Genomic DNA, 14,024 nt, shown 5'->3' on the forward strand with positions numbered 1-14,024 from the left:
ACAATAATTGCAAAGGAAAAACACAGGTACAGTCTCCCTACCCATGCTTTCCTTGTCTTTTAGCGTACAAACTTACTCAGTTACTTCGCCATCTTGCGCTGCAGGGTTACCTGAATGGTAATTACCATTGCCAGTGCTACCCGCAGTACCGCTATGATGAGAAACAGGGCGAGCAGGGACAACAGTCGAGATAGCGTGCTTATAAACCATCTGGCTAACTGTGTTTTTTAATAAAATGACAAATTGGTCAAAAGACTCAATTTGCCCCTGCAATTTGATGCCATTAACGAGATAAATAGAGACCGGAACCCTTTCACGACGTAATGCGTTCAGGAACGGATCTTGCAAAGATTGCCCCTTAGCCATTCTATGTTTTCCTTATTTTGTTGTTTTTAAAAGAGAATCTTTTAGATTCCAAAAAGTAACTACTCAAAAATTGCGCTTAACGTTCTAATTGTACACAAACATCAGTCCTATGCACGCATAACCTGCATAACGGTGCTAAGCGCTTGCTGAGGTTGTTCACTATCTAACCAATGAACATTCTCCCAGCCTCTTAACCAGGTAATTTGACGTTTTGCCAATTGGCGAGTTGCACAAATTCCCCGATAAATCATTTCATCATGGCTAATTTCACCATCTAAATATGACCACATTTGCCGATATCCCACACAACGGATTGAAGGGAGGTCAACATGTAAATCATTTCGTTGATGCAATTTGCGAACTTCTTCTTCAAAACCCGCATCTATCATCAGATGAAAACGTTGTTCTATGCGCTCATGTAAAATTTTACGATCTTGTGGCGCAATAGCAAACTGAAACACATTATAAGGTAATTCTTCCCCAGCTGTTTGTGTCATTTCAGTCAAAGTTTGTCCCGAAATGAGATATACCTCTAAAGCACGGGATAATCTTTGTGGATCGTTAGGGTGGATCCTTGCCGCGGCAACTGGGTCAGCTTCAGTAAGACGACGATGAATTTCTCCCCATCCTTGTTCTTTCGCAATGTGTTCAATTTCAGCACGAACTGTTGGGTCAGCTGAAGGAAGTGGTGAAAGTCCTTCTAATAAGGCTTTAAAATACAACATAGTGCCGCCAACTAATAACGGAATTTTACCTTGTGAGGTAATTTCAGCCATGGCATTTAATGCGTCACGGCGAAAATCGGCAGCGCTGTATGGTAGAGACGGATCGAGGATATCAATCAGACGATGGGGAGCTTGGCTGAGTTCTTCCGCTGTTGGTTTTGCTGTGCCAATATCCATTCCTCGGTAAATTAATGCCGAATCGACACTAATAATTTCCACAGGCAAATGCTTGCGAAGTTCGATCGCCAAAGCGGTTTTACCTGAGGCCGTTGGACCCATTAGGAATATTGCGTCAGGTTTTTTCTGAGTTGCTAAATCACTCATTTGTTAGTGTAGCTACCACGGATTGTAAATTAATTAATTGTAATAATGTTGGTGGGGGATTTTTTACCCACTGAGGGCATACCCGCTCAACATCAGCCAGCAACTGAACAGCCTGTGCTAAACTCCAACTTTCTTCTGTTTTAACCTGTGAAACTGCTTTAGCGAGCCATTGTGCAATCTCTTCGTCAGTGACACTTTCTTTTCTCGATAAAAAATCGAGTAGTTCAGAAAAAAGCTGTGATAAATTTTGTGTTCTTAATGGTAACGATACCGTATGAATTGTTACTTTTCCATGTAATATCGTGGCTTCGATACCAAATATTGTCAATTGTTCCTTGTACCGCTGTAAAACCTCTATTTCATCATTTTTAAGTGACACTTTTAGAGGTATTAACAATGGCTGAGGCTTTAAGGCTCCGCCACCCGGCGACAATTGTGACAATTTCAATAAATAATTAGCTTCCGTTAAGGATAACAGGATTAGCCCCAACGAAGACTCAATTAATGCAAAGTTTTTTGCGTAAATTGTCAATACCTTGCCAAAAAGGTAGTTATCCGCATTTTTTGCTACAGGTTGTGACGATATTGGTGGCGAGTTTATCGGTTTACGCTCAGGAAAAAGCGGTTTTTTATCTTCAGAGGCAACGGGAATTGACATTAAGCTCTGATACAGCTCACCCGCTTTTTTGTCATACGTTGAACCAAACGTTTTTGCTGGCGCATTTTCTGAAAAACCTGACGTTGTCTTCGGTGAAGAAAAAGCGTGATTTGCGGCACTATCCTTTAAGTGGCTGGGCTGGTCATAAGGTATTTTAGACTCTCGAACGGTATTTTCAATGAGCGTATGATTTTCTGTCTTATGTTGCTGCTTGGGAGTCACGTTTGGTGAAGAAAAATAGTTTTCCCCCGCAGAAGGTCGATTTTCTAACTCTATATTTGCTGGTTCAATACCCGGAAGCTCATCAATAGATGCAGCTTCTAATAATACCGTTCGTACCGCTTGATAAATAAAATCATGTACCAAGCGAGCTTGGTGAAAACGAACCTCATGTTTTGCTGGGTGTACGTTAACATCAACTTGTTTTGGATCAATCGTCAAATACAAGACATAAGCAGGCTGTTGGTTTTCGTCTAAATGCCCTTCATAGGCTTGGCGAATAGCATGGTTAATCAGGCGGTCACGCATCATACGGCCATTAACATAACAATATTGCGTTTCGCTACCTGATGTCATTGATGGAGAAACAACCCACCCTTTGATAGCAAGGTCGCTATGTTCCCAAGATAACGCCAAAGCGCTTTGCAGAAAACCCGTACCGCAAATCGTCCCGAGACGCCGCTCTTGCTGCGCTTCATCATGAGCGGCTCGATATTGCTTTACTAATTTCCCGTTGTGAGTCAGGTTAATAGCCACATCAGGACGAGAAAGTGCAATTCGGCGAACAATTTCATCAATATGGCCGAACTCGGTTTTTTCTGTGCGCATAAATTTACGGCGAGCTGGCGTATTATAGAATAAATCTAATACTTCAACCGTTGTGCCATTGGGATGCGCTGCAGGTTTAACCATCACCTCCATATCCCGGCCTTCGGCATATGATTGCCATGCTTCTGTTTGGTCTGCGGGCTTGGATGTCAATGTTAAACGTGAAACGGAACTGATACTCGCTAGCGCTTCACCGCGAAACCCCATACTCATAATAGCTTCAAGGTCATCCAAAGTGGCAATTTTACTGGTCGCATGGCGAGCTAATGCGAGAATCAGTTCATCTTTACCGATACCACAGCCATTATCACGAATACGGATCAGTTTTTCTCCACCACGCTCAATGTCGATATCAATACGCGTTGCCCCGGCATCAAGACTGTTCTCAACGAGCTCTTTAACCACTGACGCAGGCCTTTCGACCACTTCTCCTGCCGCAATTTGGTTGGCTAGCTGTGGGGAGAGAATATGTATTGCCATGTCTTCCCCCCTTATTGTGGTGCCGCTTGTATTGGATTCGCCAAGAAATATTGACGTAATCCTAAATGGATAGCTTCTGCGACTTTGTCTTGGAATTCATTAGATTTTAGCAACTGTTCTTCTGCCGTATTACTAATAAAACCAGTTTCGACTAAAATCGATGGGATATCTGGGGAGCGCAATACACCTAAACTTGCATGCTCAGGTGTTCTTTTATGAATATTACCCACTTTTCGCAGCTGTTCGATCACTTTAACCGCAACATCGTACCCCACACGCTGAGAATGGCCGAATTGTAGATCTAAAACAGCTTGGCTTAAATAAGGGTCCGCACCACTAAGCGCATCACCCGCCCCACCTAATAATTCAGATTGTTTTTCACGTTGTTCGAGCCAACTACCCAGCTCACTGTTTGCACGTCGATTAGACAATACCCACACTGATGCTCCTCGTGCACTGCTATTCGGAGCCGAATCTGCGTGAATTGACACCAACATATTAGCCCCTTTCTTACGTGCCACATCAGAACGGCCACTAACGGAAATAAAATAGTCTCCATCACGTGTCATCGCAGGTTTAAACATTGGGTCGGCTTCAAGACGTTGGTATAACTTACGTGCAACACTAAGAGTCACATCCTTTTCTTTATAACCATTCTTACCAATCGCACCAGGGTCTTTTCCACCGTGCCCTGCATCAATCGCAATAACTACCTGCTTGCTGCCCTTCGGCATATTTTTATATTTAGTCGGTGTTGGCGTAGCAACAGGTGCAGGATTATTCATCTTCAATGGTTTATCTTGAGCGCTATTTGCCGCTGCTTTAATCGTATTATTGGTTTGATTAAAGGAAGTAGAACCGGATGAATTTCCCGTCGATATCATTAATACCAACTGATATTCACCTGAAACTTGTTTAAGTACTGCTTTCGTTTTAGCTGCACGAGATAGCTCTAAAACTAAGCGTTTGTGTTGATTATCAGAAGGTTGGCTTGCCCGTACTAGTTTTACAAGATCCCCTGCGGGAACTTTAAGCGGTAGGCCAATAATCTCGCCTCGCTGTTTGATATCAACAACAAGGCGCTCAGGTGAATGCAATGGGAAATAGGAGTAATCAGGCTTACCATCAACAAAGCTTAGTACCACTTCTGCTTGTGATGGACTATTGTTAACTTGAATATTCGATAATGTTGCCGCTTGTGTTTTTGCAGCAAACAGCCACATAACGGATACCATAAACAAGACGAAAACAGTAAAAAAACCCTTTTTTGTTATTCTGTGCATTGATGCATTCAACATGAGCAATAGCTTCCTTAGAGTAGGGGTAATGCTTCTAACAACGACTCCCCATTGGCAGAAAAAGCAACAAAGTGAGCCTGACGCCCTTCGCCTTGATAGGTCAGATGGAGCTCAAGATCCGCTTCAGGTAAAAAACCTTTACCTTGTTGCGGCCATTCGACCAAACAGATCGAATTTCCAGAAAAATAGTCACGAATTCCCATAAATTCAAGTTCTTCAGGATCGGCTAACCGATAGAGATCAAAGTGGAAAACTTGACGATCTGCTAATTCATAGGGTTCAACCAATGTGTAAGTTGGACTTTTTACATGGCCTTGATGACCTAGCGCTTGTAAGAAACCTCGGCTAAAGGTGGTTTTCCCTGCACCAAGATCACCGTATAAGTGAATCACAGTGCTTTGATGGCAAGCCTTAGCGATAGCATTACCTAACGCAACAGTTTGCGCTTCATTGGCAAGTTGTATTGTACATTCTTTCATATTGTTCTTTTATTATGTCATTAATAGGCGGTGTCGCCTGTTTATCCTTTAAATGCATAGTTTATATTGCTGATCAAAATGCATAAAGAGATATCAACAAACATCAATATTACCGCTTATATTAACCTAAGATGGGGCTTTTTTCTTAATTAACATTGCTTGAATGATGAGTTCAGAAATATCCTATAATTGTTCTCAATATTGACGGTATTTTTCATGCATTTTGATGAACAACGCAGGTCATGATAGAGTGCCTGCCGTTTTAATCTTTATCAAGATAGGATCTGATGGCAAGATACCTCGATCTCGATCTTCTCGCTCAGAATATTAAACAATGGGGCATTGAAGCAGGTTTCCAACAAGTAGGGATCTGCGATACTGACCTTTCTGCGGAAGAGCCCAAATTACAAGCATGGCTAGACAAACAATTTCATGGCGAGATGGAATGGATGAGCCGCCATGGAATGATGCGAGCCAGACCACACGAACTGCACCCAGGCACGTTACGTGTCATTAGTGTGCGTATGAATTACTTGCCCGCCAAAGCCGCATTTGCCAGTACATTAAATAACCCCGAATTAGGTTATATCAGCCGTTATGCCCTAGGACGAGACTACCACAAGCTATTAAAAAAACGCCTAAAACAACTTTCAGATCGTATTTTAGACTATTGTCGTGAATTTAACGGAGTGATACTGCCCGATGGCACCAGTAGCGATGATCTTAATTTTCGACCTTTTGTCGATTCCGCTCCAATCTTAGAACGCCCTCTTGCAGTTAAAGCAGGTTTAGGATGGACAGGGAAACATTCATTAGTCTTAAATCGTGAAGCAGGATCTTGGTTTTTTCTCGGTGAGTTATTGATTAACTTACCTGTTCCTGTTGATAAACCTGTCGAAGAAGATTGTGGTCGCTGTGTTGCTTGTATGACAACCTGCCCAACAGGTGCGATTGTTGAACCTTACACCGTCGATGCAAGACGCTGTATTTCTTATCTCACAATCGAGCTAGATAGTGCTATCCCAGAAGAATTTCGTCCACTCATGGGAAATCGGATCTATGGTTGCGATGACTGCCAGCTCATTTGCCCGTGGAACCGTTTTTCCCAGCTTACTGATGAAGATGATTTTAGTCCAAGAAAGGACTTACATACACCAGAGCTACTTGACTTGTTCTCATGGGATGAAAAAACCTTTTTAAAGGTGACCGAAGGCTCTGCAATCCGCCGCATTGGTTATATTAAGTGGCTGCGAAATATCAGTGTGGCACTAGGTAATGCACCTTATCAAGACCGTATTGTACTGGCTTTACAAAATAGATTGGGGATCAACGAAATGCTAGATGAGCACTTCCAATGGTCTATACAACAACAGCTTAACCGACGCGATGCAAACCAAGTCACAATTCAAACTTCACAGCAAAAACGCCTTGTACGCGCTATTAACAAAGGTTTACCGAGAGACGCCTAGAAAAAAGCCTGCTATAAATCCGGAATGAAGAATTGTCAAATTGATGTGAATAAAATAAAAAATGCTTACCTGACAATAGGTAAAGAATTTGCAAGCTGTGCTAGCCTCATTTTGACAAAATAATTCACAGACCAATAAAATCAACAAGTTATAATAATACAACTTAAACGCTAGAATTAAATAGCACAGCAGGAATTTGTTAATTAGCCTGTGGATAACTCTGTGTAATAAGTTATTTCAAATCGCAATAAAAACTCAGATTGATTGAGTTAGCTGTGGATAACTTTCTAATGTCGCGTTGAAAAGAAAAACACTGATTTTACGTTAACTAGCAATACAAAAGTGACCAAAAAGTAAGATTAAAATGAAAAAACACTCGAAGTAAATAAAAAAGCATATTTTTGTTTATTATTTAAACTTCATGTTTTCATCTTAGAGATGGAAGTAAAACACCCTATTGCTAAGGGGTGGCTATTCTATGGCGCCCTGAAAATGAATGCAAGCACAAATCTGGATATGATCCAAAAAAGATCGCGAAACCCTTTTAGATCCCAGTGTTCAAGGGATAAAAACAGTGAACAAACGCAGTTCATATGCACTAAGTGATTTTACTTAAATAAAATTAAGTTAAATGAATATTATGTGAGATTTAATTAAGAAGAAAAGTTAAGAGATAAAGAAAATATTGGAGCGGGAAACGAGACTCGAACTCGCGACCCCGACCTTGGCAAGGTCGTGCTCTACCAACTGAGCTATTCCCGCATTTGGTGGGTACTATCGAACTAAAACACTAAGAAAGTTTGGAGCGGGAAACGAGACTCGAACTCGCGACCCCGACCTTGGCAAGGTCGTGCTCTACCAACTGAGCTATTCCCGCATCACGAAAATAGTGTTCTAGCTAAAACATCAAGAAAATTTGGAGCGGGAAACGAGACTCGAACTCGCGACCCCGACCTTGGCAAGGTCGTGCTCTACCAACTGAGCTATTCCCGCATCACATTTCTGGATGTTTCACGTGCCGACTCAATAACAAAAACTTCATCGGTACGGGGAGCGCATTATACGAAAAATTCAGATACTAGCAAGCCCTTGCGCTCAAAATTTTTATTTTTTTATTCGTTTGCTGACAATTCAATCACAATGGTGATTTTATCAACACCCGTTGTAATAAACTGATTTCAATACGTTAACATTGTTAACTTATTGAGAAAAAACCGCGAATGAAAGTCGCCAATGGCGACTTTCATAACGAATCATTTATTCTTTAATAAATGTTTCCCGATAATAAGCCAGTTCAGCGACCGATTCACGAATATCATCAAGAGCTTGGTGGGTATTTTTCTTCGAAAACCCTGCTAAAATTTCAGGTTTCCAGCGACGTGCAAGTTCTTTAAGTGTACTAACATCAAGATAACGATAATGAAAATAGCGTTCTAATTCAGGCATGTAGTTAAATAGAAAACGCCTGTCTTGCCCAACACTATTCCCACAAATCGGTGATGCCCCTTGGGGAACCCATTTTTCTAAAAACTCAATGGTGGCTAGCTCAGCTTCACGCTCACTCACGGTACTTTTGCGCACACGTTCAACTAAACCACTATTGGTGTGAGTGTTTACATTCCACTCATCCATTAAAGCGAGTTGTTCATTCGTTTGATGAACTGCAATTACAGGGCCTTCTGCTAAAATATTAAGATGGCTATCTGTTACAATAGTCGCTATTTCAATAATACGATCACGAACAGGATCGAGCCCCGTCATTTCTAAATCGATCCAAATTAAATTATTCTCATTCTTTTGCATGATATACCCTAACTGCATTCTATGAAGTTAAGGTATGATAGCACTCTTCATGCCTTCAGTGACAGGCGTGAGTAACCCCTAAAATACAGCCCATAGTAAAGAGAGGACAGGTGGCTAAACAGAAACTTTCGAAAGGCCAACAGCGCCGAGTTCAAGAAAATCATCAAAAAAGACTTAAAAAGCAAAAAACAGTTGAAATTGATGATAGCCAATTAGGTGAAGCACAAGAAGGCTTAGTCATTAGCCGTTTTGGGCAACATGCTGACATTCAAGCAAGTGACGGGACTATCCAGCGCTGTAACTTGCGTAGAACTATTTCATCTCTCGTAACAGGGGATAACGTGGTGTGGCGGCCAGCCTTGAACACACAGAGCGATATCAAAGTAAATGGCATCGTCGAAGCTGTTCATGAACGCCGTTCTGTTCTAACTCGTCCCGATTATTATGATGGCTTAAAACCGATTGCTGCTAATATTGACCAAATTGTCGTAGTTTCCGCTATTTTACCTGAGCTTTCGCTGAATATTATTGACCGCTATTTAGTTGCCTGCGAAACCACAGGGATTAAGCCTGTTATCGTTCTCAATAAAGTCGACCTACTCGACGACGAAAACCGTGAGTGGGTAAGCGATTTAATGACGATTTATAGCGATATTGGCTATCAAGTTCTCGAAGTTTCAAGCCATACCAACGAAGGCATGGAAGCACTTACTAACGCGCTAGCAGGTAAAGTTTCAGTATTTGTTGGGCAGTCTGGAGTGGGCAAATCAAGTTTATTAAATGCATTACTCCCACATAATGAAGAAACAATTCTAGTCAATGAGGTTTCAGACAACTCAGGGCTAGGACAACATACAACAACAACAGCTCGTTTATATCACTTCCCATTGGGTGGCGATGTGATCGACTCCCCTGGTGTGCGTGAGTTTGGTTTATGGCATTTAACAACGGAACAAGTGACCAAAGGATTTGTCGAATTTAAAGATTACCTTGGTGGCTGTAAATTCCGTGACTGTAAACATTTAGATGACCCTGGTTGCCTGTTACGTGAAGCCGTAGAAGCAAATAAAATTGCTGAATCACGTTTTGAAAACTACCATCGCATTTTAGAAAGCATGGAACAAATCAAACCTCGTGGCAATTTTACGGCAAAAGATAAATAATGTTAGTGAGTGCTTACAATTAACTCCCTAACGCTAAGACAGCTCTAAATAATTTAATTACGGTTAGCCTGTTACGCGACCGTTTGAAATATGATGAGTAAACTGTGTACAATAGCCGCCCTTTTGCTAACATACCTTTAAAAATCAGAGGTTAACGTGCTAGATAAAATTAAAATTCGCTTGCAATATATGCTTCCAAAACAATGTCTTACTGAATTTGCAGGCTGGTTTGCAAGCCGCAATGCGGGTTTCATGACACAATGGGCAATTAAACTGTTCGCAAAAGCCTATAAAGTCAACATGAATGAAGCGCAAAAAAGCGAACTTACTGCTTATGCCACTTTTAATGATTTCTTTATCCGTCTGCTAAAAGAAGGCGCACGCCCGATTGTCGAAAAAGAGCACCAACTTGCTCAACCTGCTGACGGTGCAGTTAGCCAATTAGGCCCGATTAATGATGACCTTATCTTCCAAGCTAAAGGCCATAATTACACAGTGGAAGCGTTACTTGCAGGCCAATACCAATTAGCGGAACGTTTTCGTGGTGGTGACTTTATTACCACTTACCTCTCCCCGAGTGACTATCACCGTGTACACATGCCGTGTGACGGTTTGCTCAAAGAGATGATTTATGTTCCTGGCGATTTATTCTCTGTAAATCCGTTGACGGCACAAAATGTTCCCAATCTATTTGCACGTAATGAACGCTTGATTTGTGTCTTTGACACCCCTGTCGGCCTAATGGTACAGATCCTCGTCGGTGCAACCATCGTTGGTAGTATTGAAACCGTATGGAGCGGTTGCGTTAACTCCTCTCGTGAAGGCATCATTAAGCGTTGGGTTTACCCTGAGTTAGACTCTGAAGGGGCTGTTTTCTTGAAAAAAGGTGAGGAAATGGGACTGTTTAAATTGGGTTCAACAGTGATTAATTTATTTGAACCTAACAAAGTGACATTTAATTCATCACTAATCCCCGGTTATGCAACTCGCATGGGCGAATTACTCGCTGAAACTGTTGCAAATACAGTGACAGAAGAATCCATCGACGTTTAGTTAAATTATTATCTCTTGAAGGAGCTCCTCACTGTGCGTGTGATTATCAGTTTTTTTCTTAGTCTGTTAATCGTTTTCTCTTCCGTTGCAGCACCAACTGCAGCGCAGGATGAAGCACAGATTAAGCAGGAGCTCAAACAACTTGAGTCAAGCACCAACCCCAAAGATGCAGAGATAGCACAAGCATTACAAGGTGCTTTGAATTGGATGAGTGAAACACGAGAGTCCGATGCAAAAGCCAAATCTTATCAAGAAGCCATTGATAACTTTCCTAGAATTATCAAAGAAATAAGACAAAAAATTCTTAATGAAAGTGATGAACCGGCCCCAATACCAGTGGGTATCAGCTTAGGTGAACTTGAACAACGTATTATTCAGCTTAGCAGCCAATTACTCGATCAAAGCCGCTTAACTCAGCAAGAGCAAGATAAGGGCCGCGAAATCAGTGAATCATTAAATATTCTGCCACAACAGCTTTCTGAAGCCAGACGTTTACTCACTGAAGCCACTTCCCGCTTTCAGTCTCTGAGTACACCGTCAACGCCATTAGCCGATGCCCAGTACACATTGGCTCAAGCCGAAGTAAGTGCTCGCAAGTCAACGGTTAATGAACTGGAAATGGCACAGCTTTCTGCCAATAACCGCCAAGAAATCTCACGCCTTACGTTGGAATTATACAAAAAACGCTATCAACGTATGGAACTTGAGTTACAAAACCTACGTGATTTCCAAAATACCCAACGCCAACAAAAAGCAATTTTAGCGTTAGAACACACGGAAATGTTGGCCGCACAAGGGGAGCTAACGCCATTTTTAACTGAGCAGCTTGATATTAACCGCAAAATGTCTCAGGAATTAACCGCTCAGGCACAGCGCATGAGCGCTATCACTAATAGCCAAGCAGAAATTTCAACCAGTATCCGTGATGCTCGCCAAGCACTCACAACTATTCGCGAGCAAGCTCAGTGGATCAGCAGTTCAAGTACATTAGGGGAAGCTCTCAGAACACAGCTTTCTCGTTTGCCTGATATACCCAAAAGCCAACAACTTGATCGTGAAATGGCTGATTTACGTGTACAACGCTTAAATTATGAAGATAGCCTCGATAGATTAGGTAAAGTAGATACAACCGAGCAAGAAACCGAGCATGAGCTTAATGCAGCTCAAGTGCAAGTTTATCAGTCATTAATTAAAACCCGCCGAGAGCTACTGACCTCTTTAATTTCAGGCCTCGATGCTGAAATGTTAGAGCTAACGAAGCTTAATGTCGCTACTGGGCAATTAACCGATGCATTAAAAGAAGTCAAAGATGCTTCCAACCGTTATCTTTTCTGGGTCGCAGATGTTCCACCAATAAGCATCAGCTATCCTGTCATGTTAGTAACTGATATTACTCAATTACTTTCACTGGATACCTTGTCCCAACTTGCTGGTGCACTGAACGTTATGCTGACAACTCAAGATACCTTTTTGTATCTTCTTGGTTCTATAGCATTAGTCATTTTCAGTATTAGCACGCGTAAGCACTACCAAGCATTTCTTGACCGTTCCAGTTTACGTATTGGTAAGGTGACACAAGACCGGTTCTACTTAACCATTCGAACTATTTTCTGGTCAATTATTGTTGCTCTTCCTCTACCTATGATGTGGTCAGCCATCGGCTATGGCTTACAAAGTGCATGGCAATACCCCATGGCCGCGGCGATAGGTTATGGTGTCAGTGCGACGACACCTTTATTGTGGCTGTTTATGATCAGCGAAACCTTTTCTCGTCCAACCGGGCTATTTATTTCTCACTTCGGTTGGGACAAAGATTCCGTTAAACGTGCGATGCGTTATTACCGAATGGCGATTTTTGTCATCGTTCCATTAGTGATGGCAATTATTACCTTTGAACATTATAGCGATAGGGAATTTGCAGCCAGTATTGGTCGTTTCTGTTTTATCTTTTTATGTGTCGCACTTAGCTTAATTACCAACAACTTGCGTCGTTCACAAATCCCTCTCTATTTAGATAGACATGGGTCCGGTGAGAATATCGTTAATAAGGCCTTGTGGTGGATGATATTACTCGCACCTATTGTTGCTGGGTTCTTCTCCATTTTAGGTTATTTCTCAACCTCACAGGCCCTGCTTGCACGTTTAGAAACTTCTGTCGCCATTTGGTTTGTCATCCTTATCGTTTATCATACTATTCGCCGTTGGATGTCGATGCAGCGCCGTAAATTAGCCTTCGAGCGTGCGAAACAACGCCGTGCTGAGATATTGGCGCAACGTGCTAAAGGTGAAGACGATAGCCAGCAAGCAAACGCCAGTAGCGAAGGAAATATTGATATCGAAGAACAGGTTATCGACTTGGATACCATTAGCACCCAATCTGTGGGGTTAGTTCGTTCGATTTTAACCATGATTGCCTTGGTTTCATTAATTTGGCTATGGTCTGAACTACATACTGCATTCTCTTTCCTTGAAAATATTCGCTTATGGGATGTGACCTCAACGGTTAATGGTGTTGATACGGTACAACCTATCACCATGGGCTCTATTTTCATTGCTATTTTGACTATTATCGTTACTGCCCAATTAGTTCGTAACTTACCCGCTTTACTTGAGCTGGCAGTACTCCAACATTTGGATTTAACGCCAGGTACCGGTTACGCTATCAGCACACTAACCAAGTATACGATTACTATTATCGGGACCATTGTTGGCTTCTCTATGTTAGGGATTGAGTGGTCAAAACTACAATGGCTTGTAGCGGCGATGGGGGTCGGGCTTGGTTTTGGCTTACAAGAAATCTTCGCTAATATTATCTCAGGGTTGATGATCTTATTTGAAAAACCGATCCGGATTGGAGATACAGTAACTATCCGTAACTTGACCGGCAGTATTACCAAGATCAATACCCGTGCAACCACGCTAACAGATTGGGACAGAAAAGAAATTATTGTGCCAAATAAGGCATTTATTACTGAACAATTTATTAACTGGTCACTTTCTGACACGATCACACGTATTGTCATGACGATTCCTGCACCTTCTGATGCCAATAGTGAATTAGTGACAGATACTATTTTACGTGCAGCTCAACGCTCTACGATGATTTTAGACAACCCGGCACCTGAAGTATATCTTGTTGATTTACAACAAGGTATTCAGATTTTTGAATTACGTGTCTATGCCGCAGAAATGGGCCACCGGTTACCTGCGCGCCATGAAATACATCAAAACATCCTAGTATCCTTTGCTGAACAAGGGATTACCTTGCCATTCCCACCATTCCAAGCAAGGGTGGATGTCCGTGATAACTCTCTGCAAAGTGCGACAAACAATCTTTCAGGACGTAATCCAAGCCGTAAATCTGGGGAACTGTAAGCC

Annotated in this window: 10 protein-coding genes and 3 tRNA genes; 4 read left to right on the plus strand and 9 right to left on the minus strand. The window is 41.9% G+C overall.

Annotation, left to right across the window (positions count from 1 at the left end; genetic code table 11):
- Positions 1–72 precede the first annotated feature (72 nt).
- The 5 genes from hfq to tsaE all read right to left on the minus strand — a co-directional run bounded on the left by hfq (position 73) and on the right by tsaE (position 5,158).
- A complete protein-coding gene (hfq, locus tag PR767_RS04630; RefSeq protein ID WP_004906005.1) occupies positions 73–366 on the minus strand; it encodes an RNA chaperone Hfq in 294 nt (97 codons plus the stop codon).
- Positions 367–473: 107 nt separating this feature from the next.
- Positions 474–1,415 carry a tRNA (adenosine(37)-N6)-dimethylallyltransferase MiaA gene (gene miaA, locus PR767_RS04635; protein WP_109912139.1) on the minus strand — a complete coding sequence of 314 codons (942 nt, stop codon included), beginning with the start codon at positions 1,413–1,415 and terminating at the stop codon, positions 474–476.
- A complete protein-coding gene (gene mutL, locus PR767_RS04640; RefSeq protein WP_115168106.1) occupies positions 1,408–3,381 on the minus strand; it encodes a DNA mismatch repair endonuclease MutL in 1,974 nt (657 codons plus the stop codon). The genes miaA and mutL overlap by 8 nt, the downstream gene beginning before the upstream one ends.
- A gap of 11 nt (positions 3,382–3,392) precedes the next feature.
- Positions 3,393–4,679: an N-acetylmuramoyl-L-alanine amidase AmiB gene (gene amiB / locus PR767_RS04645; protein ID WP_109912141.1), complete on the minus strand. Its 1,287-nt coding sequence runs from the start codon at positions 4,677–4,679 to the stop codon at positions 3,393–3,395.
- A gap of 14 nt (positions 4,680–4,693) precedes the next feature.
- Positions 4,694–5,158 (minus strand): tRNA (adenosine(37)-N6)-threonylcarbamoyltransferase complex ATPase subunit type 1 TsaE, encoded by a 465-nt coding sequence (tsaE, locus tag PR767_RS04650; RefSeq protein WP_004907392.1) that lies wholly within the window; start codon positions 5,156–5,158, stop codon positions 4,694–4,696.
- 287 nt (positions 5,159–5,445) lie between these two features.
- Here tsaE and queG point away from each other — a divergent pair, with 287 nt between their 5' ends.
- On the plus strand, positions 5,446–6,627 hold the full coding sequence (queG, locus tag PR767_RS04655; RefSeq protein WP_110731582.1) for a tRNA epoxyqueuosine(34) reductase QueG: 1,182 nt from the start codon (positions 5,446–5,448) through the stop codon (positions 6,625–6,627).
- Positions 6,628–7,313: 686 nt separating this feature from the next.
- Here the strand turns inward: queG and PR767_RS04660 are convergent.
- The 4 genes from PR767_RS04660 to orn form a co-directional block, all read right to left on the minus strand.
- Positions 7,314–7,389 (minus strand) — tRNA-Gly (locus PR767_RS04660).
- A 39-nt stretch (positions 7,390–7,428) separates the two neighbouring features.
- Positions 7,429–7,504 (minus strand) — tRNA-Gly (locus PR767_RS04665).
- Positions 7,505–7,544: 40 nt separating this feature from the next.
- Positions 7,545–7,620 (minus strand) — tRNA-Gly (locus tag PR767_RS04670).
- Between the two features lie 264 nt (positions 7,621–7,884).
- Complete coding sequence (gene orn, locus PR767_RS04675; RefSeq protein WP_109912143.1) at positions 7,885–8,430, minus strand: oligoribonuclease; 546 nt, start codon at positions 8,428–8,430, stop codon at positions 7,885–7,887.
- Positions 8,431–8,540: 110 nt separating this feature from the next.
- Here orn and rsgA point away from each other — a divergent pair, with 110 nt between their 5' ends.
- From rsgA to mscM, 3 genes are all read left to right on the plus strand, one after another.
- On the plus strand, positions 8,541–9,593 hold the full coding sequence (rsgA, locus tag PR767_RS04680) for a small ribosomal subunit biogenesis GTPase RsgA (protein WP_004907389.1): 1,053 nt from the start codon (positions 8,541–8,543) through the stop codon (positions 9,591–9,593).
- A gap of 156 nt (positions 9,594–9,749) precedes the next feature.
- Positions 9,750–10,646 (plus strand): archaetidylserine decarboxylase, encoded by an 897-nt coding sequence (asd, locus tag PR767_RS04685; RefSeq protein ID WP_117162648.1) that lies wholly within the window; start codon positions 9,750–9,752, stop codon positions 10,644–10,646.
- 33 nt (positions 10,647–10,679) lie between these two features.
- Entirely contained in the window at positions 10,680–14,021 is a 3,342-nt protein-coding gene (gene mscM, locus PR767_RS04690; RefSeq protein WP_109912145.1) for a miniconductance mechanosensitive channel MscM, read from the plus strand.
- The last annotated feature ends 3 nt before the right edge of the window (positions 14,022–14,024 follow it).

This window comes from Providencia sp. PROV223 (assembly GCF_028479245.1).
GTDB lineage: Bacteria > Pseudomonadota > Gammaproteobacteria > Enterobacterales > Enterobacteriaceae > Providencia > Providencia rettgeri.